This is a genomic window from Streptomyces profundus (genome assembly GCF_020740535.1).
Classification (GTDB): Bacteria; Actinomycetota; Actinomycetes; order Streptomycetales; family Streptomycetaceae; genus Streptomyces; species Streptomyces profundus.
Window position 1 is genome coordinate 3,932,754 of the sequence record NZ_CP082362.1, and the last position, 19,952, is coordinate 3,952,705.

The following is a 19,952-nucleotide window of genomic DNA, read 5'->3' on the forward strand; positions in this document are numbered from 1 at the left end:
TTCGGGGATCGCGGGACGGCGCCGGTCAGGCGCGGGTCTTGGGGGCGAAGAGGCGGGAGATCAGGCGTGCCACCAGGTTGAGCGCCATCACGAGGAGGATCAGCGTGAACGCCGCCGCCCACGCCCGGTCCAGGAACGGCTCCGGCGGGATGCCCGGGGTCGCGTACTGGTAGTAGGAGAAGACCGAGAGGGTGGCCATGCGGTCGTCGAAGGGGTTGAAGTTGTCGCTGTTGGTGATGCCGACGGTGACCAGCAGCGGCGCGGTCTCGCCGATGACCCGGGCGACGGCCAGGGTGATACCGGTCGCGATGCCGGCCAGCGCGGTGGGCAGCACCACCTTGACGACGGTCCGCCACTTGGGGACGGCCAGCGCCATCGACGCCTCGCGCAGCTCGTTGGGCACCAGCTTCAGCATCTCCTCGGTGGAGCGCACCACCACCGGGATCATCAGCACGCTGAGCGCGACGGAGCCCATGATGCCCATCCGCACGCCCGCGCCGAAGAACAGCTCGAAGAGGGCGTAGGCGAAGAGGCCGGCCACGATGGACGGGATGCCGGTCATCACGTCGACGAAGAACGTGATCCAGCGGGACAGCGCGCCGCGCCCGTACTCGACGAGGTAGATCGCGGTCAGCATGCCGATCGGCACCGAGATCAGCGCGGCGAGCCCGGTGACGATCAGCGTGCCCATCAGCGCGTGGTGCACGCCGCCGCCCTCGCCGACGACGCCGCGCATCGAGTTGTTGAAGAACTCGGCGTCGAAGCGGGCGAAGCCCTTGGAGAGCACGGTGGTGATCACGGAGATCAGCGGCAGCAGGGCGATCAGGAAGGCACTGGACACCACGGCGGTGACCAGCCGGTCCCTGGCCTTGCGGGGGCCCTCGACGCTCCGTGACCAGCCGTAGACCGTGGCGGAGTAGCCGACGGCGGCGATCAGCCCGCTGAGCGCCGGGTTCCAGCCGGCGAGCAGATACAGCGCGACGCCCAGCAGCACCCAGGCGGCCAGCACCAGCGGGGCGCCCCTGCGGGGCAGCGAGCCCTGGGCGAGCGCGGGGCGCTCGGGTATGACGGGGGGCGGGCCGGCGTCGGGAGCCGCCGCCTGGGTGGTCTTCGACGTGTTCATCAGTTGGCTCCCGAGAAGTCACGCCGCCGGTTGATCACCGCGCGGGCGGCCATGTTGACCAGCAGGGTGACGGCGAAGAGGACAAGCCCTGAGGCGATCAGCACATTGATGTCCAGGCCCGACGACTCGGGGAAGGACAGCGCGATGTTGGCCGCGATGGTGGACGGGTTGCCGCTGCTGATCAGGTTGAAGGTGACGCCGCCGGAGGCGGACAGCACGATCGCGACGGCCATCGTCTCGCCCAGGGCCCGGCCCAGGCCGAGCATGGAGCCACCGATGATGCTGGAGCGGCCGAACGGCAGCACGGCCATCCGGATCATCTCCCAGCGGGTGGCGCCGAGCGCCAGCGACGCCTCCTCGTGCAGCCGGGGCGTCTGGAGGAACGCCTCCCGGATCACGGCCGTGGTGATCGGCAGGATCATCACGGCCAGCACGATCGAGGCGACCAGCATGGTGCGCCCGGTGGCCGAGGCGGGGCCGGCGAAGAGCGGGATGAAGCCGAGGTTCTCCTCCAGCCACCTGGTGGGCTCCACGGTGAGCGGGGCCAGTTCGGCGATGCCCCACAGGCCGAAGATGATGCTGGGCACCGCGGCCAGCAGGTCGATCACATAGCCGAGCGCCGAGGCCAGCCGCCGGGGCGCGTAGTGGCTGATGAAGAGCGCGATGGCGACGGCCAGCGGCGCCGCGATCAGCAGCGCGATCAGCGCGGCGAGCAGCGTGCCGAAGAGCAGCGGCCAGACGTAGAGGACGATCCCGTCGCCCCCTGACACCTCGTCGGCGTCGGCCCACAGTGCCGGCCACGCCTCGACCAGCAGGAAGGCGGCTACGCCGGCCAGGATGACCAGGATCAGCACCCCGGCGCCCGCGGCGGAGGTGGAGAACAGCCGGTCACCCAGCCGGCTGTCCCGCTGGCTGGACAGCTCGCGCTGGAGCTGCGGCGGTGGCTCGTGCTCTGGGGGTGACAGCTCGGTGCTCGAAGACACGCTTCGGTTTCCCTTTCTCGGGCTGGTGGCCGAAGGAGCGCCGGCCTGGGGGGCCGGCCCAGGGAGGGCCGGGCGGTCGCGGTGTGGGGCGACCGCCCGGGATCCGGTGGGTGGACTCAGCCAGCCGTGATGGCGTCGATGGCGGGCTGGAACTCCTGCCGCAGCGCGTCGGAGATCGGCGCGGAGCCGGCGGCCTCGGCGGCGGCCAGCTGGCCCTCCTCGCTGATCACGTAGGAGAGGTAGGCCTGGACCAGCTCGGCCTTGGTCGCGTCGTCGTAGGTGGCGCAGGCCATCGCGTAGGAGACGAGCACGATCGGGTAGGTGCCGGCCTCGGTGGTGTCCCGGGCCAGGTCGTAGGCGAAGTCGGAGTCGCCGCGGCCCTCGACCCGCTCGGAGACCTCGATGACGTTGGCCGCGGCCTCGGGGGAGTAGGCGACGAAGTCGTCACCGACGCCCACGTTGACGCTGCTCAGGTCGCTGGCCTGGCTGGCGTCCACATAGCCGATGGTGCCGTTGCCGCTGCCGACGGCCTGCACCACGCCGGAGCTGCCCTGGGCGGCCTCGCCGCCGGAGACGGGCCAGGCGTCGTCGGCCTCGTGCGGCCACGCGTCGGGCGCGGCGGCCAGCAGGTACTCGACGAAGTTCTCGGTGGTGCCGGAGTCGTCGGAGCGGTTCACCGGGGTGATCGCGGTGTCCGGCAGGTCGGCGTCCGGGTTGTCGGCGGCGATGGCCTCGTCGTTCCAGGTGGTGATCTCCTGGTTGAAGATCGCCGCGATGGTCTCCGGGGTGAGGTTCAGCTCGTCGACGCCCTCGACGTTGAAGATCAGGGCGATCGGGGAGACATAGACGGGGATCTGGACGATCTCGCCGCACTGCTCGATGGCGGCGGCCAGCTCCTCGTCGGCGAGGTAGGCGTCGGTGCCGCCGAAGTCGGTGCCACCGGCGATGAACTGCTCGCGCCCGCCGCCGGAGCCGACCGGGTCGTAGTTGACGGTCACATCGGGGTTGGCGCCCAGGAACCCGGCCTGCCAGGCCTGCTGCGCCGCGACCTGCGAGCTGGCGCCCGCGCCCGATATGGTGCCGGACAGCTCGGAGGTCTCCTCGCCGCCGCCGGTGGTGCCGCCGTTCTCGTTGTCCCCGTTGCCCCCGTTGCCGTCCTCGTTGTCACTGCTGCACGCCGTGACCAGTGCCAGGGCGGACACCACGGCTATCGCGGCGATGCGAGCGCGCGTCTTGCGCATGACCTGCTCCTTGTTCCTGTCCGGCCGTCGGCCGGGATGCAGATGACTGCTGGCTGCTGACTTTTGATTGGGTGTTGTCGTGGAGAACGTAAGAGCGGCCAGCGAAGCCGTGAGGGCCAGAAGGTGAACAAAAAGATAGGTTCGGCGGAACCGGCAGTTTCACAAAAAGAGTTGGAATCGTTAAGGAAGAAAGCTGGTGATCAAAACCGAAAGCGCGGGCGGCTGAGGGGCCTGTTCCCCGCCTTCCGGCAGGGGCCGCTTCGCCCGTCAACCGCCCGCGGATCGCCCTTCCCCGCTGGCCTCCAGGGCCGCCCCGCTCAGCCGGCGGGCGGCACCAGCCGGTAGCCGACGCCCCGGACGGTCTGGATGATCTCCGGGTGGTGCGGGTCGTCGCCCAGCCGTTCCCGCAGGCGCCGAATGTGAACGGTGATGGTGTTGGAGCGACGGGCGCCCTCACCCCAGAGCTCGGTTCGGATCTGATCACGCGTGATCACTTTTTCGGCGTGGAGCATCAGCAGATGCAGCAGCTGGAACTCCCGCAACGGCAGCCGGGCCGTCGACACGCCGTGCATCCGCACCTCGTAGGTGCTGGGGTCGAGCGTCAGCGGACCGCACACCAGCGGCTGGTCCCAGCCACGGTTGCCCCGGTCGGCCAGGCTCAGCAACTGGGCCACCTCGCGCGGCCGATAGGGGCGCGCCACACAGGCGCTCGCGCCGGCCGCGAGCGCCGGCGCCACCTGCGCGGTGTCGTCCGGGCCCACCCCCAGCACCACCGGGATGGACAGCCGACGCCGGACCAGGCGCAGCACCGTGGCCCCGTCGATCAACGGCAGATCGGCCGAGACCAGCAGCACATCCGGCTTGCGCAGCCCCGCCTCCAACAGCGCGGCGGCCCCGTCGGCGCAGTGCACCACCGACACCTGGTACTTCGCCAGCTGGGTGGTCAGCCCCTGCCGGATGCGCTCGTCCGCGTCGGCCAGCAGCACCACCGGGTGCGAGCCGAGCGGTATCCGTGCCGGCGCGATCGCCGGCGCCTCGGCGGCCCCGGTGGATCCAGGTGGCTCGTCGAGCATGTCGCTGGACAGGGATGTCGCCCGACTCGAACTCAACCAGGCACCCATGGGGCTCTCCCTCGCTGTCGGTCTCGGCAGTGAAGAAAGCGGCCGGCACACGGGGCGCCCGGCCGCGACTCGCCGCGGGAGATGTGCTGGGACCAGTAGCCGTGGTGCGGGCTCCCGGAAAGCGTGAATGAGGTCTCCGCGGAGACGTTCACCATGTAACGAGCTGTGGGTAGCGGGTTGTACGGCGTTCGGTGAACCCGCGATGAACAACGGCGTTCCCCTAGGTTCCACCGGCTCGCCCCCCGGCGGGGCCCCGGCTGAGTAGCATCAGGAGGCGTGACGCGGCGAGGGCGCTCCGGCCGATGCGAACACAGGGAACAGTGACGTGGGGATCGAAGACGAGAAGCTGGTGTTCGACTATCTGAGCCGGGTCGGCGACCTGGCTCATGGCACCACGATGTCGGCGGCCGAACGAGTCCGCCTGGTCAACCGGCTGCGCGACGAGATCGGGCGGGAACGTTCCGGCCCCGGGGCGGAGAGCCGCGCCTCGGTGAAACGCATCCTGGGCCGCCTCGGCAGCCCGGAGGACGTGGTCGCCGACGCGGCGGGCGGCGGCAACGCCCCGCCTCCGGCGGCGAAGCCGGCCGCGCCGTCGTCAGCGCCGACCGCTTCGCTGCCCCCGCAGCGGGAGGCCGCCACGCCCGAGGCGGCGAGGCCAGAGGCCGCCGGGCCCGAGGTGCCGATGGGGCGCACCGGCTCGCTCCCCCGGGTGGACAGCTGGCGGGACGGCCAGATCGGCGGCTTCACCGGCGGCGTCGACATCCCCGAACTGCTCGGCCCCAGCGGCCTGCCGGCCCCGGAGCGCGGCCCCAGCACCGAAGCGGAGCTGGAGGCCGAGCTTGAGGCCGCCGAGGCGGAGGCGGCCACCGCCGACGCCTCCCTGACCCAGCCGGTGGTGGAGGACGAGAACCCGCCCAGGCCGCCCCGCCGGGGCGCCCGGCTGGCCCGAGCGGTCCTCAGCGGCCGGCGCCGGGGCGGCGTGATCGAACTGGCCGGCGTCGCGGCCCTGGTCGGCGGCGCGGTGTGGCCCTCGCTCTACGCGATGGCGCTGGGCTGGCTGCTGGCCTACTGGTCGCCCCGGCTCAGCACCCGCGAGGGACAGTGGGCGGCGGTGGGCATGCCGGCCCTGGTCGCGACGGTCTACGCGGTCTGGCTGCTGGGCCGGGCCGGCGGCTACTGGGGCGAGCTGCTCCAGGAGGGCGACGCGCAGACGATGCTCGCCGACGACTGGGCCCTGCTGCTCCGCACCGCCGCCCTGACCAGCGCCGCCTTCCTCCTCTTCCGCGCCCGCCGCCCCCTCAGGGAGTGACCCCCGCCGGCGGCGGGGTCAGCCGCTGAGCTGGCCTCGGTAGCCGACGGGGCCCTCGCCGGGGAACTGGGCGGTGCCCTGGAAGGCGGTGCCGTCGTCGAAGAAGGTCACCGAGCCGTTCCCCGCGTTCTCACTGCTCCAGGTCACCGTCGTGCCGGTCGCGGGCGGGCCGTCCTCGGGCACGACGCTGCCACGGTTGGTGAGGGAGACGCTCAGGGGTTCGTCCGGCTGCCAGCCTCCGCCGCCGGTGTGGATCTCGGTGTCGTAGGTCGCCATGGAGGGCTCCTCGTTCGGTCTGCGGGCCCGGCCCCGGATCCCGTCCGGCGCCGGCTGTGCACCGACACCCTGGCCCTCCGCCACGAACCCCAACCCTCCCCACCGCCCCGCGTACCGCCAAACCGCCCACCCGAGTGAACCGGCCCCCCGGGGTCCTGGCCGGGTGGGCGCGGCCGAGGTGCTGGCTATGTCAGGGTTTCCTCGATCTCGTCGATGATCTGGTTGGCGGCCGTGTAGCCGATGCCGAGGTACCACAGTTGGTCGTTGACCGGGAAGGCGCGGTTCTCCTGGACGGCGGTCAGGTCCTCCCACAGGGGCCCGCCGACCGCGCCCTCTTCGCCGGAGGCGTCGGGGTCGCCGTAGGAGGCGTAGTAGATGACGTCCGCGTCGGCCTGGTCGATCTGCTCGGGGCTGATCTCCACGGCGAAGCCGTCCGTGGCCTCGTCGGTGATGGCCGGGCGGCCGAGGCCGAGGTCGGCCAGGACGCCGCCGATGTAGTTGTCGCGGCCGTAGAGCCGGGTGTTGCCGCCCTCGATGAAGCGCAGCATGGTGACCTCGATGTCGGCCGCCGCCTCGGCGCCGCCCAGCGCCTCGGTGACCTCGGCCGCGTGCGCCTCGTAGTCGGCGATGACCTGCTCGGCCTCCTCCGACTTGCCGAGCGCCTCGGCGTGCATCAGGAAGTTCTCCTTCCAGGGCGCACCGACCGTCTCGGAGAAGACCGTGGGCGCGATGGCGGAGAGCTCGTCGTAGCGTTCCTCGTCCCTGACCTTGCTGCCGATGATCAGATCGGGGTGCAGCCGGTCGATGGTCTCCAGGTTGGGTGCGGCGATGTTGCCCACCACCTCGATGTCGGACAGCTGGTCCTGCGGCAGGTAGTCGAGGAACTCCTGGGTGGCGTCGGCCTGGACGGCGCCGACCGGGATGACGCCGAGGGTGATCACGGTGTCCAGCTCGGCCGTGTCGAGGACCACGACGCGCTGCGGGTTCTCCGGCACCTCGACGGGGCCCATCGCGGTCTCGACGGTTCTCGTCGCCCCGTCGCCCGAGCCGTTGCCGGCGTCCGATGAGTCCGAGTCGTCGGAGTCGCTCCCGCACGCGGCGAGGGCGACGGCGCAGGCGAGGGCCAGCGCGGAGGCGGTGATGCGGCGGTTCATGACGGATGTGCCTTTCTGGCGAATCAGGTCTGGCGAATCAGGTCTGGCGAATTAGTGGAGGTCGGTGGCGGAGGGATGGGGGGCGGGTGCCTCCGGCACCACCAGGGGGGAGCCGGTGACCGGGTCGGGGATGACGACGGCCGCCAGGCCGAAGACGTCCCACACCAGGTCGGCGGTGACGATGTCGTCGGGGTGGCCGCTGGCCGCGATCCGGCCGTCCTTCATGGCCACCAGGTGGTCGGCGTAACGGGCGGCCTGGTTGAGGTCGTGGAGCACGGTGACAACGGTCCTGGCCGGTGTCTCGGGCGTGGCGGTGGCCAGCTGGCGCACCAGGTTGAGCACCTCCACCTGGTGCGCGATGTCGAGATAGGTGGTGGGTTCGTCCAACAGCAGCAGATCGGTGCGCTGGGCCAGGGCCATGGCGATCCAGACGCGTTGCCGCTGGCCGCCGGAGAGCTCGTCCACGGCGCGGTCGGCGAGCTCCGTGACGTCGGTGCGCGCCATGGCCTCGGCGACGGCCCTCTCGTCGGCCTCCGACCACTGCTGCCACCAGCGCTGGTGCGGCTGCCGGCCACGGGAGACCAGGTCGGCGACGGTGATCGCGTCGGGCGCGACGGGGGTCTGCGGCAGCAGCCCGAGCGCCTGCGCGATCCCCCGGGTGGGCAGCTTGGACAGCTCCTCGCCGTCCAACAGCACCACGCCGTCACGGGGTTTGAGGAGCCGGCCGAGGGCGCGCAGCGTGGTGGACTTGCCGCACGCGTTGGGGCCGACGATCACGGTGACCTGGCCGTCGGGGATGTCCAGGTCCAGTTCGGCGACGACGGGGCGCGCCGTGTCGTAGCCGAGGGTGAGCCCCCTGGCGGCCAGCCGTCCGGTCGGCGCGGCGAAGCCGGACGAGGGGGCCGAGGAGGCCGAGGGGGACGGAGCGGAAAAGGGGGTCATCATGCCCGTCCTCCGGTGCGGTTGTTGATGATCAGCCACAGCAGACAGGGCGCGCCGACGGCCGCCGTCACCACTCCGGCCGGCAGTTCGGTCGGGGCGAACAGCGTCCGGGCCACCAGGTCGGCCAGCACGGTCAGCAGCGCGCCGACCAACGCGGTGGCCAGCAGCGGTATCTGCGCGGTGCGGGTGAGCCGGCGGGCGATCTGCGGTGAGAGCAGGGCGACGAAGTCGACGGGCCCAGCGGTGCCGGTGGCCAGCGCGGCCAGCAGGACGCCGACGGTGGCCAGCCCGACGCGGGTGGCGTTGAGCCGGATGCCGAGCGCGGTGGCGGTGTCGTCGTCGAGGGCCACCGTCCGCTGGGCGCGGGCCGCCCAGCAGACGGCGGGCAGCAGCAACAGCAGGGCCCAGGCCAGCGGTTGGGCCTCGGCGTAGCCACGGCCGTTGAAGGAGCCCGTCATCCAGACGAGGGCCTGCTGGGCGACGGTGTGGTCGCCCTTGGTGAGGAAGAGCTGGGTGACGGAGCGCAGCGCGATGGCGAAGCCGATGCCCACCAGCACGAAGCGCGCGGCGTGCAGTCCCCGGCGCCAGGCGAAGAGATAGACCAGGCCGGCCGCCAACAGGCCGCCGCCGACGGCCCAGTAGGGCAGCTCGGAGGCGGAGGCCCAGCCGAAGGTCATGGCGGCGACGGCGAAGGCCGCCGCGCCATGGCTGACGCCGATGATGTCGGGGCTGGCCAGCGGGTTGCGGGCGACGGTCTGGATCAGCGCGCCGGCAACGGCGAGCGCGGCGCCCACCAGCAGCGCGACGGTGAGCCGGGGCAGCCGCAGCACGCCGATCAGGAAGTCGTGTTCGTCGGTGAGGCCCAGCACCGAGCGGACCGCTTCGGCCGGCGGCACGGTGGACTCGCCGAGGCAGAGGCTGGCCAGCGCGGCGGCGAGCAGCACCGGAACCAGCGCGGTCACCACGGCGAACGTCCGCCGGTGCAGCAGGAGCGAGCCGCGCCCGGCGCGCAGCGCCAGGTAGCCGGTGGGCCGCAGGCGCCGCTCGGTCGCCCGGCCGATGGTCATGGTCATGGCCGCTCCCCGCTGCCCCGTGTGCCGCGCGCGCTCATCCTCGGACCCCCGAGCGGCGCACCAGATAGATCAGGAACGGCACCCCGACCAGCGCCGTCATCACCCCGGCCGGCACCTCGGACGGCGGGAAGACCAGTCGGCCCACCACGTCGGAGACCAGCAGCACCACGGCGCCCAGCAGCGCGGACATCGGCAGCAGCCAGCGGTGTCCGCCGCCCACCAGGGCGCGGCCGATATGGGGAACGGCCAGGCCGACAAAGGCGATCGGCCCTGCCGCCGCCACCCCGACGCCGGTGAGCACGACGGCGCCGACGCCGCCGACGATCCGCACCGCTCCCACGTTCTGGCCCAGGCCCCTGGCCACGTCGTCGCCCAGCGCCAGCGCGTCGAGTCCCCGTGCGGCTGCGGCGACAAAGATCACGCCGGTCAGCAGGAACGGCGCTATCTGTCCGGCGATTTCCGCGTTCCTGTCGGTCAGTGATCCGATCTGCCAGAACCTGAACTGGTCGAGGGTGGCGCCATGGGTGGTGAGCACTCCGGCGATCACCGAGGCCAACAGCGCGTTGATCGCCGCGCCGGCCAGCGCGAGCCGCACCGGAGTGGCCCCGCCCCGGCCCTGGTTGGCGATCCCGTAGACCAGCACGGCGGCAACGCCCGCGCCGGCGAAGGCGTACCAGACGTAGTCGTCCAGGCTGTTCGCGCCGGCAAAGGTGATCGCCAGGACCACGGCGACTGAGGCGCCCTGACTCACCCCGAGGATGCCGGGCTCGGCGATCGGGTTGCGGGTGAGGCCCTGCATCACCGCGCCCGCCATGCCCAGCGCCGCGCCCACCATCACCGCGATCAGGGTGCGCGGCACCCGCAGTTCGCGCACCACCTTGGCGGCGCTCGCGTCCTCCCCGGTCAGCTGGTCAGGACCGGTGAACAGCGCCTGCCAGACCTGGTCGAGGCCCATGGAACGGCTGCCGAGCGCCACGCTCAGCAGCATCGCGACCACCAGCGCCGCAAGACCGGCGGCGAGCCAGGCCAGCCGGCGCGAGGTCGTCGCGCGAGACGCGGCGAGCGGTCGGCGGTCGGATATGGCTGGCATGACGTCCCTGGGGTTAGGTAAGGCGAGCCTAAGTATAGGCATCTGCCAGGGGCACAATAGCGGTATGGCTCTCTCAGCGCGGACACCCCGGTTGACCGTGGGTTTCGACCTCGACATGACCCTGATCGACTCCCGTCCCGGCATCCACCGCACCTATCGGGCGCTGGCCGACGAGACGGGGGTGTTCATCGACGCCGATCTCGCGGTCAGCCGGCTCGGACCGCCGCTTGAGGACGAGTTGGCCTGTTGGTTCCCCGCCGAGCTGATCCCGACCATGGTGGAGCGCTACCGCGAGATGTACGTGGATCTGGCGATCGAGCCGACCCTGTTGCTGCCGGGCGCCGCCGAGGCGATCGAGACGGTGCGCCGGCACGGCGGGCACAGCGTCGTGGTCACCGCCAAGCACGGGGGCAACGCCAAGCTGCATCTGGACCATCTGGGCCTGGCCCCCGACGCGGTGGTCGGCTGGCTCTGGGCCGAGCGGAAGGCGGAGGCGCTCAGGGCGCACGAGGCCGGCGTCTACGTGGGCGATCACGTGGGGGACGTGCGCGGGGCGCGCGCCGCCGACGCGCTCTCCGTCGCGGTCGCCACCGGGCCCTGCCCCGCCGACGAACTCAGGGCCGCCGGCGCCGATGTGGTCCTCGACGATCTGACGGCGTTCCCCGCCTGGCTCGCCGGCTATCTCGCGGAGGGCGCGACGGGCTGAGCGGACTGCGCGGCGCGGTCCATCCGGCGCTGCGCCGCCATGGACCGCATCAGGCCACAGCCGGCGAGCAGAAAGCCGGCGCCCATCAGCATCGACACCAGATACGCCGCCGTCGGCAGCGGGTCGGCCCCAACGAGGAGCGGAATCACGGTGATCAGGGTCGCCACGGCACCGACGGCGAACACCACGCCGCCCACGCGCACCAGGCCGTCTCCCGGGTAGTTCGTACTCACCCCCACAGGATCGCAGGTGCGAGCATATTTGCGACGCGCCGGGGGCAGTGATCCTCCGAAACGGCCCGGGAGCATCTTGTCACCGGGCCCCGGGCTACTAGCCTGGACCTGGCGGGCTGATGTGGCCCGCCTCACTGCTATGCGAGTGCGAGGACGAGGACACGTGCCTACCGGCAAAGTCAAGTGGTTCAACAGCGAGAAGGGCTTCGGCTTCCTTTCCCGTGATGACGGCGGCGATGTCTTTGTGCACTCTTCGGCCTTGCCCAGCGGCCTCGACGTGCTCAAGCCGGGACAGCGCGTCGAGTTCGGGGTGGTGGCGGGGCAGCGCGGCGATCAGGCGCTGTCGGTGGTGCTGCTCGACCCGGTCCCCTCGGTGGCCGCCGCGCAGCGCCGCAAGCCGGACGAGTTGGCCTCCATCGTGCAGGATCTGACCACGCTGCTCGACGGCGTCTCCCAGCAGTTGGAGCGCGGCCGGTATCCGGACCGCGCCAGTGGCCGGAAGATCGCCGGCATGCTCCGCGCCGTCGCCGACCAACTGGACGTCTAGGTCCCCTCCGGCGGTGTCACGGCCGCCCGACAGCGGGCGGCCTGGCGCAGCAGGGCGCGGGCCAGCTCAGGGGAGCCGTCGGTGAGGGTGAAGTCGGTGTCGACCGAGGTGATCATCCAGACCAGGGACGCGACGCTGTCGGCGCCCACGCGCAGCCGACAGCTCGCCTCGTCCACCGCCTCCAGCACCCCCATCCCCGGCCAGACCCGCTCCGTCACCTCCTCGATCGGCTCGTGCAGCGTGACGGTCGCCCGGTGCGGCCAGGTCCCGAAGGAGAGCCGGCGGGCGAGATAGGCCGCCGGGTCCCCGTCCGGTGGCGGACGCGGGGCGAAACGCGGGCCGGTGGGCGTGCGCGGGACCAGCCGGTCGATCCGGAAGGTGCGCCAGTCGTCCCTGTGGACGTCCCAGGCGATCAGATACCAGTGCCGTACGAAGCAGACGATGTGGTGCGGCTCGACCTCGCGCACCGCGCGGCGGCCGTGTGAGTCGGTGTAGTCGAAGCGCAGCCGCTCGCGCCGGCGGCTGGCCTCGGCCAGCGCCATCAGCGTCTCGCCCCCGACCTCGGGGCCGGCCGCCGACACCTGGACGGTGGCCGTGCCCAGGGTCTGGACGCGGTGCCGAAGCCGGCCTGGCAGCACCTGTTCCAGCTTGGCCAGCGCGCGCAGCGAGGTCTCCTCGATCCCGGTGACCGCGCTGCTCGCCGTCGTCGCGAGCGCCACGGCCACCGCGATCGCCTCCTCGTCGTCGAGCAGCAGCGGCGGCAGCGCGGCACCGGCGACCAGCCGGTATCCGGCGGTGCCACGCGCGGCCAGCACCGGATAGCCCAGCGCGCGCAGCCGCTCGACGTCCCTGCGCACGGTGCGGGCGGTCACGCCAAGACGCTCGGCCAGCTCCCCGCCGGAGCGGTCCTGTCCGCTCTGGAGGAGGGAGAGCAGCCTCAGCAGCCGGGCCGAGGGAGGCAGCGGGCCCGCACCGTCTCGCATGTCCCCAGTCTCCCGCATGGTTAGGACCGGTCCTGTCCGCACCGCCTCCTACGGTTCCCCGCATGAACGACGCCCACAACACAGCGCACCGCGACGATCCCGCCGAGCGGATCACGCCCTTCCGGATCGATGTCCCGCAGCCCGAGATCGCCGAGCTGAACGAGCGGCTGGCCCGCACCCGCCTGCCCGCCGAGCTGCCGGGCACCGGCTGGAGTCGGGGCGTGCCCGCCGACTATCTGAGGGAGTTGGTCGGCTACTGGCGCGACTCCTTCGACTGGCGGGCGAGGGAGGCCGAGCTGAACGCCCACCCGCAGTTCGTGACCTCGGTGCGGGGGCAGCGTCTGCACTTCGTCCACCTGCGCTCCCCGCACCCCGACGCCACCCCGCTGCTGTTGTTGCACGGTTGGCCAGGGACCTTCGCGGACTTCCTGGACGTGCTGGGGCCGCTGACCGATCCCGCCGCCCACGGCGGGGATCCGTCGGACGCCTACCACCTGGTGGTGCCGTCACTGCCCGGGTTCGGTTTCTCCACCCCGCTGGCCGGGCCCGGCATGGGGGCAGGGGCGATGGCCGCGTGCCTGGTGGAGCTGATGGACCGGCTGGGGTACCGGCGGTTCGGCGTCCAGGGCTATGACACGGGCGGCTGGGTCGGCCCCGAGATCGCGGCCCTGGCCCCCGACCGGGTGATCGGGCTGCACCTCAACGCCATGCTCACCTTCCCGGTCGGCGCGGAGGGCGAGATGGACGGGCTCTCCCCGGCCGACGCCGAGCGCTGGCAGCGGATGCAGGACTTCAACGACGGCTACCTCCAGTGCAACGGGAAGCGCCCTGACACCGTCGGCTATGCGCTCACCGACTCGCCGGTCGGTCAACTCGCCTGGATCGTCGAGAAGTTCAAGGAACTGACCCACCCGGAGGACGGGCTGCCCGAGGAGAGCGTGGCGCGTGACCGCTTTCTGACCACCGTCGCACTCTTCTGGTTCACCGCCACGGCGTCCTCGGCCGCCCAGATCTACTACGAGATGATGTCGGCCACCGACTGGGGTGCGGGCGGCGACGAGACGGCCACCGACTGGGGTGCGGGCGGCGACGAGGCGGCCGGCTGGTCGGGGCCCGCGCGCGGCACCGTGCCAACCGGCGTGCTGCTCTCCGCCGTCGATGCCACCGTTCGCCCCTGGGCCGAGCGGGACCACCACATCGTCCGCTGGACCGAGTTGGACTCGGGCGGTCACTTCCTCGCCATGGAGAAACCCGAGCTGCTGGTCGCCGACATCCGGGCCTTCTTCCGCGAGCTGGGCTGAACGGCCCGCCGTCAGCCCAGCCGGTCGACGCGGGGCACCAGGCCCGCGTCGGCCGCCCGGCCCAGCAGCTCGGCGACCGCCGCGTGCCCGCTCTCCCCGAGGTCGGCGGTGAACTCGTTGACGTAGAGCCCGATGTGGGCCTTCGCCACCTCCGGGTCCATCTCCTGTGCGTGCTCCCGCACATACGCCTCGCTGGCCGCCGGATCGGCCCAGGCCAGCCGCACCGACGCCCGGATCGCCGCCGTGATCGCGGCCAGCCGCTCCTCGCCCAGCGACCGCTTGGCGACGATGGCGCCCAGCGGAATCGGATGCCCCGTGCTGGACTCCCAGAACTCGCCCAGATCAGCCAGCCGCGTCAACCCGTAGTTCTGGTAGGTGAACCGCGCCTCGTGGATCACCAGGCCGGCGTCCACCCGCCCGTCCCGCACCGCCGGCATGATCTCGTCGAACGGCAGCACCAGCACCTCGCCCACCCCGCACGGCACCTCGGCCGCCGCCCACAGCCGGAACAGCAGATAGGCCGTCGACCGCTCGCTCGGCACCGCGACCGTGCGGCCCGCCAGATCGGCCGGAGCGGCGCCCCCGGCCCCAGGACCGGTCAGCACCAGCGGGCCACAGCCACGGCCCAGCGCCCCGCCGCACGGCAGCAGCGCGTACGCGTCCAGCACCCAGGGCAGCACCGCGTACGACACCTTCAACACATCGCCCTCGCCGCGCTGCGCCCGGCCGTTGGTGATGTCGATGTCCGCGTAGTCCACGGCCACCTCGGGCGCGTCGGGCAGCAGGCCGTGCGCCCAGGCGTGGAAGACGAAGGTGTCGTTGGGACAGGGCGAGAACGTCAGGGAGAGCGGACGGTCAGCCATCGGTCTTCTGCCTCCAGAGGTCGAACGCCGGGCCCAGGGCGGCGAACGCGTCCGTCAGGGCGCGCAGCGCGTCCGGGATGCGCCAGGCGGCGCGCTCCCTGGGGCCCACCGGATTGGACACGGTGCGGATCTCCAACACCGCGAGCTGGTGCGCCACGGCCGCCGTGGCGACCCCGTGGCCCTCCATGCCCTCGGCGGCGGCCCCCGGATGCCGGGCCGCCAACTCGGCGGCGCGGGCCGCCGTTCCGGTCGCCGTCGACACGGTCAGCACCGGGCCCGAGGGGCCGCCGACCGCCGAGGCCGCCGCCCGCAGCAGCTCGGCCGGCGGCCGGTGCACCGCAGCGCCGAAGCCCAACTCGCCCACGTCCAGGAACCCGTCGGCCGTCTCGGCGCCCAGATCGGCCGCGACCAGCGCCGAGGACACCACCGTCGCACCCACATCGGCGACCGCGGCGAACCCGCCGCCGATGCCGGCCGAGACCACCAGGTCGTAGCGGCCCTGCGCCAGCGCCAGCACCGTCGCCGTGCCGGCCGCGGCGGCGGCCGGGCCGACCCCGACCGAGACCGCGTCAAGGCCGGGTCCGCGTTGCAGGGAGAGGCCGCCGGGCAGCGTGAACGGCTCGGGCGCCACGCCCGCCGCCAACGTCACCGCGTCCCGCTCGGCCGGCACGGCCGTGACCACCAGCGTTCGCTTCTCCCCCATGGTGCGCGGGCCCCCAGCCGGCTCAGTCGCCGGGGGTGAGCGTCACGTTCCAGACGCCCTCGACCTGGCCGAAGAGGTTCTCCTGGAACTCCTCCTCGCTTGAGGCGTCCCAGATGGCGGCCACGTCGTACTCGTCGCGCACCTGGGCGACGGAGAGCCGCAGCTCCTCATCGACCGGCGGCTGGCCCGGCTGCGGCTCGCCCCGCACCATCTGGTAGAGATCGCCGCTGGGGAAGCTCTGGTAGGTGCCGGTGTACGGCTCGATCCGGTACAGCTGCTCGTTGACGAAGAGCACCCAGCCGTCCTCGGCCACCGCCGGATCCACGCCGATCCGGAACGTGTCGCCCGGCGAGGTGGAGAACGACACCGCCCCCTCGTCGCTGGCGAGGCACTCAAGCGCCCGTGTCACGCCCAGCGCCTCGCCGTGCCCGTGGCAGTCCCGCGCGGTCTCCCGCGTCTTGCTGCTGCTGTCCAACGTGAAATGCGCGTTCGGGGACGGCTTCTCACACCCCGACAGCACCAGGACGCCCAGCGAAACGGTGCCGAGCGCGAGCATGGTACGAAAGGCCCGGCGGCCCCGGTTCCTGGCGATCACAGTCATGTGGGCAGGTTACCGGCCCATACCGGTCACCTGACGCGCGGGTGCGGCGAGCCGCGACGGGCCGCGGAGAGCAGCCCCCGCACGCTGAAACCGGCCCCCAACAGGACAAGACCGGCACAGACCGCCATGCCCAGCGGGCCGATCAACGGCAACGAGATCCCGACCGCGCCACCCAGCACCCACGCCATCTGCAACGTGGTCTCCGAACGGGCGAACGCCGACGTCCGCACCACATCCGGCACGTCCCGCTGGATCAGCGCGTCCAGCGCCAGCTTGCCCAGCGCCTGACAGATCCCGGCCGCGGCGCACACCGCGATCACCGTCACCGCCAGATAGCTGACCGCGGCGGCCACCGTGGTGCCCACGGCCACCGCCAGCACCGCCAACAGGATCAGCTCGGGGGAACGCTCCCGCAGCCAGTTCCCCAGCACGTTGCCCAGGCCGTTCCCCACCCCGGCCGCCACCCCCACCAGGCCCAGCGACAGCGCGGCGGTCAGCCCCGGCAGCGGCTCGCCGCGCAGCAGGAACGCCATGAAGAACAGCAGGAAGCCGGAGAGCGCCCGCAGCGACGCGTTCGCCGTCAGCGCCCGCAACACCGGCGAGTCCCCGGCGCGCGGCAGAAACCCGCGCCGCTCCGAGCGCCCCTCGCCGTCCCCGCTCCTGATCTCCGCCAACTCCGCCAGATGCGCCGTCCGCTCACCCTTCGCCAGATCCACCTGGCCCGGCAGCCGAAACGACATCAGCGCGCCGACGACCGTGATGGCGCAGGCCGCGTAGAGCGGCCACCGCTCGCCGATCGCGTTGAGCGCGAACCCGACGGGCGCCATCGCCCCGGCCGAGAGCAGTCCCGTCAACGTGATCCGCGCGTTCGCCTTCACCAGGGAGATCCGGGGCGGCAGCAGCCGGGGCACCACAGCGGCCCGCACGATGTTGTACGCCTTCGAACAGACCATCACGCCGAGCGCCGCCGGATACAGCTCAAGACCGCCGGTGACCACGGCGCTCGCGATCACCAGCGCCAACATGCCGCGCGCCAGCAGCGCGCCGGCCATCGCCGCCCGCCGCCCGTGCGGCACCCGGTCCAACAGCGGCCCGATCACCGGCGCCAACAGCACGAAGGGCGCCATGGTGATCGCCAGATACAGCGCCACCCGGCCGCGCGCCTCGTCCGTCGGCACCGAGAAGAAGATGGTGGACGCCAGGGCGAAGGTGATCAGCATGTCGCCGGCCGAATGCACCGCGTGCAACTCGATCAGCTTCGCCATGCCCGACTCGCCCGCGCCGTGCGCGTGCGTCGCGCGCCGCACCCGGCGGGTCACCGCCAGTGGCACCGCCAACAGCCCACGACCCACCGCCCGGCCGGTGCGGACGACCACTCCGGCGCGGGCCTTGCCCTCGGGGTTTCCCGTGTCCAACCGACCGCCAGCAGCCACAACGGCAAGAGTAAGGCCCCCGGGCGCGCTGACTCCCCTGATCCGCACGGGCTTTACGGTCTTTCTCGGAGCTTCCGCCGGGCTGGCCCCGGCCCGGACCGGTCCCGCTCGCCCGCCGGTCCGATCCGTGCCCGACCAGCGCCACCGAACCCACGCGCGAGGGCGCTGCCCCGTGCGATAGCGTGGCCCGACGGTGCGCCTAGCCTCGATCAGCGCGACGTCGTAGCGGTCCCGCGTCCGCTCCGTCCGCCCCGTTCGCCACCCAAGGCGCCCGCACCGAACAACGCCGTAGGAGAGTTCTTGTGAGTCCTGGGATGCGAAGCCGGACCCCCGACCGGCTGTGCGCCGAAGCGGTGGAGCTAGCGCGCGACGCGGCGGCGCAGGCGGCGTTCCCGCACCGTCTTGGCGGCCATCTGGGAATGATCGCCGACGGCGAGCGCCTCGTCACCCACTTCTTCGCCAGCGAGGAGCCCGGCTACCCGGGCTGGCGCTGGGCCGTCACGGTCGCCCGCGCGGCGCGCGCCCGCTATGTGACGGTCGACGAGGTCGCCCTCACCCCGGGGCCGGAGGCGCTGCTGGCACCCGACTGGGTGCCGTGGAGCGAACGGCTGCGCCCCGGCGATCTGGGCCCGGGCGATCTGCTGCCCGCCGAGGAGGACGACCCGAGGCTCGAACCGGGCTTCCTCGCCGAGGAGGAGCCGCCGCCCAACTCCCCGCTGGCCGAGGACGACCACATCGGACGTGGCACCGTCCGCGATGTCGCCGGTGAGCTGGGCCTGGGCCGCAACCGGGTGCTCTCCCTGATGGGCCTCCGCGAGGCCGCCGACCGCTGGGACGACGAGTTCGGCGCCGCCACCCCGATGGCCCAGGCGGCCCCGGCCTCCTGCGTCAGCTGCGGCTTCCTGGTGCCGCTCGCCGGCAGCCTCCGGCAGGCGTTCGGCGTCTGCGGCAACGAGTTCTCCCCGGCGGACGGCCGCGTCATCTCCCTCGCGTACGGCTGCGGAGCGCACTCCGAGGCGGCCGAATCCCCCAAGCACCAGCCCCCCCCACCCCCCGTCATCGACGACCTCGGCGCCGACCCCCTCTGACCGGCTCCTTTTTCCCCACGGCGGCTGTCCGCTGCCCGCTCCTGGCCCCGGCCGGGGGCCGGCTGCGCGGAGTTCGCCACCGCCGGGCGGGCTCCCGCGTCCGCTGGCCCCGGGCGTTTTCCCCGCCCGCCCACCCCCTTGGGGGCTGTCCGTTGCCCGCTCCTGGCTCCGGCCAGGAACCGGCCGCGCTGCCCCGCCTCGGCCTGCCGGCCCGAGGCTGCGCGGAGTTCGCTGCCGCCGGCCGGGCTTGCCCCGCCCACCCGCCCCACGGGGGCGCCCGTTGGCCGCTCCTGGCCCCGGCCGGGGGCCGGCCGCGCCGCCGCGCCTTGGCCTGCCGGCCCGAGGCTGTGCGGAGTTCGCTGCCGCCGGTACGGCCGTTGCCTCCGGCAGGGCTCCCGCGCCCGCCGGCCCCGCTGCTTTCCCCACCCACCCGCCCCCTTGGGGCGTCTGTTGCCTGCTCCTGGCAGCTCCGGCCGGGAACCGGCTGCGCCGAGCCGGCTTGGCCTGCCGGCCCGAGGCTGTGCGGAGTTCGCCACCGCCGGCCGGGCTTGCCCCGCCCACCCGCCCCACGGGGGCGCCTGTTGACCGCCCCTGGCCCCGGCCGGGGGCCGGCCGCGCCGCCGCGCCTTGGCCTGCCGGCCAGAGGCTGCGCGGAGTTCGCTCGGGCCGCGCGGCGGAGGCCCGGTACGCCCGCTGCCCCCGGCAGGGCTCCCGCGCCCGCCGGCCTGCCCGGTTCGGGCTCCGGCCGGGTACCGGCTGCGCCGACCCGTCCCGGCCTGCCGGCCCGAGGCTGCGCGGAGTTCGCCGCCGCCGGTACGGCCGTTGCCTCCGGCAGGGCTTCTGCGACCTACCCGGCCCCACGGGAGCGCCCGTTGCCCGTTCCTGGCTCCGGCCAGGAACCGGCTGCGCCGAGCCGGCTTGGCCTGCCGGCCCGAGGCTGTGCGGAGTTCGCCACCGCCGGCCGGGCTTGCCCCGCCCATCCGCCCCACGGGGGCGCCCGTTGGCCGCTCCTGGCCCCGGCCGGGGGCCGGCTGCGCCGACCCGTCCCGGCCTGCCGGCCCGAGGCTGCGCCGAGTTCGCTCCTCCCGTTCGGGCCGCGCGGCGGAGGCCCGGTATGCCCGCTGCCCCCGGCCGCGCTCCCGGGCCCGCCGGCCTGCCCGGTTCGGGCTCCGGCCGGGTACC

Annotated in this window: 20 protein-coding genes; 5 read left to right on the forward strand and 15 right to left on the reverse strand. The window is 73.1% G+C overall.

Going from position 1 to position 19,952, the window contains the following annotated elements; all coding sequences use genetic code 11:
- Window positions 1–25: 25 nt before the first annotated feature.
- The 4 genes from pstA to K4G22_RS17410 form a co-directional block, all read right to left on the reverse strand.
- Window positions 26–1,123 (reverse strand): phosphate ABC transporter permease PstA, encoded by a 1,098-nt coding sequence (pstA, locus tag K4G22_RS17395; protein WP_228081188.1) that lies wholly within the window; start codon window positions 1,121–1,123, stop codon window positions 26–28.
- Window positions 1,123–2,106, reverse strand: coding sequence for a phosphate ABC transporter permease subunit PstC (gene pstC / locus K4G22_RS17400; RefSeq protein WP_228081189.1), 984 nt, complete (start codon window positions 2,104–2,106; stop codon window positions 1,123–1,125). Before pstC ends, pstA begins: the two co-directional genes overlap by 1 nt.
- A 116-nt stretch (window positions 2,107–2,222) precedes the next feature.
- Window positions 2,223–3,347, reverse strand: coding sequence for a phosphate ABC transporter substrate-binding protein PstS (gene pstS / locus K4G22_RS17405; RefSeq protein ID WP_228081191.1), 1,125 nt, complete (start codon window positions 3,345–3,347; stop codon window positions 2,223–2,225).
- 317 nt (window positions 3,348–3,664) lie between these two features.
- Complete coding sequence (locus K4G22_RS17410; protein WP_228081193.1) at window positions 3,665–4,468, reverse strand: response regulator transcription factor; 804 nt, start codon at window positions 4,466–4,468, stop codon at window positions 3,665–3,667.
- Between the two features lie 325 nt (window positions 4,469–4,793).
- On the opposite strand from K4G22_RS17410, the gene K4G22_RS17415 reads away from it, so the two are divergent.
- The gene (locus tag K4G22_RS17415; RefSeq protein ID WP_228081195.1) at window positions 4,794–5,777 is read left to right on the forward strand and encodes a hypothetical protein; all 984 of its coding nucleotides are present in this window, start codon (window positions 4,794–4,796) and stop codon (window positions 5,775–5,777) included.
- An 18-nt stretch (window positions 5,778–5,795) separates the two neighbouring features.
- On the opposite strand, the gene K4G22_RS17420 is transcribed toward K4G22_RS17415, so the two are convergent.
- The 5 genes from K4G22_RS17420 to K4G22_RS17440 all read right to left on the reverse strand — a co-directional run bounded on the left by K4G22_RS17420 (window position 5,796) and on the right by K4G22_RS17440 (window position 10,312).
- On the reverse strand, window positions 5,796–6,053 hold the full coding sequence (locus tag K4G22_RS17420; protein WP_228081196.1) for a hypothetical protein: 258 nt from the start codon (window positions 6,051–6,053) through the stop codon (window positions 5,796–5,798).
- Between the two features lie 185 nt (window positions 6,054–6,238).
- The gene (locus K4G22_RS17425) at window positions 6,239–7,207 is read right to left on the reverse strand and encodes an ABC transporter substrate-binding protein (protein ID WP_228081198.1); all 969 of its coding nucleotides are present in this window, start codon (window positions 7,205–7,207) and stop codon (window positions 6,239–6,241) included.
- A 51-nt stretch (window positions 7,208–7,258) separates the two neighbouring features.
- Complete coding sequence (locus K4G22_RS17430; protein WP_425336713.1) at window positions 7,259–8,152, reverse strand: ABC transporter ATP-binding protein; 894 nt, start codon at window positions 8,150–8,152, stop codon at window positions 7,259–7,261.
- Window positions 8,149–9,222 carry a FecCD family ABC transporter permease gene (locus tag K4G22_RS17435; RefSeq protein WP_425336714.1) on the reverse strand — a complete coding sequence of 358 codons (1,074 nt, stop codon included), beginning with the start codon at window positions 9,220–9,222 and terminating at the stop codon, window positions 8,149–8,151. Before K4G22_RS17435 ends, K4G22_RS17430 begins: the two co-directional genes overlap by 4 nt.
- 34 nt (window positions 9,223–9,256) lie before the next feature.
- On the reverse strand, window positions 9,257–10,312 hold the full coding sequence (locus K4G22_RS17440) for a FecCD family ABC transporter permease (RefSeq protein WP_228081199.1): 1,056 nt from the start codon (window positions 10,310–10,312) through the stop codon (window positions 9,257–9,259).
- 64 nt (window positions 10,313–10,376) lie between these two features.
- Between K4G22_RS17440 and K4G22_RS17445 the strand changes: the two genes are divergently transcribed.
- Window positions 10,377–11,018 carry an HAD family hydrolase gene (locus K4G22_RS17445; protein WP_228081200.1) on the forward strand — a complete coding sequence of 214 codons (642 nt, stop codon included), beginning with the start codon at window positions 10,377–10,379 and terminating at the stop codon, window positions 11,016–11,018.
- Here the strand turns inward: K4G22_RS17445 and K4G22_RS17450 are convergent.
- Window positions 10,991–11,251: a hypothetical protein gene (locus tag K4G22_RS17450; protein ID WP_228081202.1), complete on the reverse strand. Its 261-nt coding sequence runs from the start codon at window positions 11,249–11,251 to the stop codon at window positions 10,991–10,993. The genes K4G22_RS17445 and K4G22_RS17450 overlap by 28 nt on opposite strands.
- A 163-nt stretch (window positions 11,252–11,414) precedes the next feature.
- On the opposite strand from K4G22_RS17450, the gene K4G22_RS31835 reads away from it, so the two are divergent.
- Window positions 11,415–11,798 (forward strand): cold-shock protein, encoded by a 384-nt coding sequence (locus K4G22_RS31835; RefSeq protein WP_322785104.1) that lies wholly within the window; start codon window positions 11,415–11,417, stop codon window positions 11,796–11,798.
- Here the strand turns inward: K4G22_RS31835 and K4G22_RS17460 are convergent.
- A complete protein-coding gene (locus K4G22_RS17460) occupies window positions 11,795–12,781 on the reverse strand; it encodes a helix-turn-helix transcriptional regulator (protein WP_228081203.1) in 987 nt (328 codons plus the stop codon). The genes K4G22_RS31835 and K4G22_RS17460 overlap by 4 nt on opposite strands.
- Before the next feature lie 62 nt (window positions 12,782–12,843).
- On the opposite strand from K4G22_RS17460, the gene K4G22_RS17465 reads away from it, so the two are divergent.
- A complete protein-coding gene (locus K4G22_RS17465; RefSeq protein ID WP_228081204.1) occupies window positions 12,844–14,082 on the forward strand; it encodes an epoxide hydrolase family protein in 1,239 nt (412 codons plus the stop codon).
- Between the two features lie 11 nt (window positions 14,083–14,093).
- Here K4G22_RS17465 and K4G22_RS17470 read toward each other — a convergent pair whose 3' ends face one another.
- From K4G22_RS17470 to K4G22_RS17485, 4 genes are read right to left on the reverse strand one after another with little or no spacing between them, the layout of a single operon-like run.
- Window positions 14,094–14,945, reverse strand: coding sequence for a 1,4-dihydroxy-6-naphtoate synthase (locus K4G22_RS17470; protein WP_228081205.1), 852 nt, complete (start codon window positions 14,943–14,945; stop codon window positions 14,094–14,096).
- Window positions 14,938–15,648 (reverse strand): futalosine hydrolase, encoded by a 711-nt coding sequence (locus K4G22_RS17475; protein WP_228081206.1) that lies wholly within the window; start codon window positions 15,646–15,648, stop codon window positions 14,938–14,940. Before K4G22_RS17475 ends, K4G22_RS17470 begins: the two co-directional genes overlap by 8 nt.
- 22 nt (window positions 15,649–15,670) lie before the next feature.
- A complete protein-coding gene (locus K4G22_RS17480; protein WP_228081208.1) occupies window positions 15,671–16,249 on the reverse strand; it encodes a hypothetical protein in 579 nt (192 codons plus the stop codon).
- 26 nt (window positions 16,250–16,275) lie between these two features.
- Entirely contained in the window at window positions 16,276–17,664 is a 1,389-nt protein-coding gene (locus tag K4G22_RS17485) for an MFS transporter (RefSeq protein ID WP_425336797.1), read from the reverse strand.
- Window positions 17,665–17,996: 332 nt separating this feature from the next.
- Between K4G22_RS17485 and K4G22_RS17490 the strand changes: the two genes are divergently transcribed.
- Window positions 17,997–18,770: a DUF3027 domain-containing protein gene (locus K4G22_RS17490; RefSeq protein WP_228081209.1), complete on the forward strand. Its 774-nt coding sequence runs from the start codon at window positions 17,997–17,999 to the stop codon at window positions 18,768–18,770.
- Window positions 18,771–19,952: the final 1,182 nt, after the last annotated feature.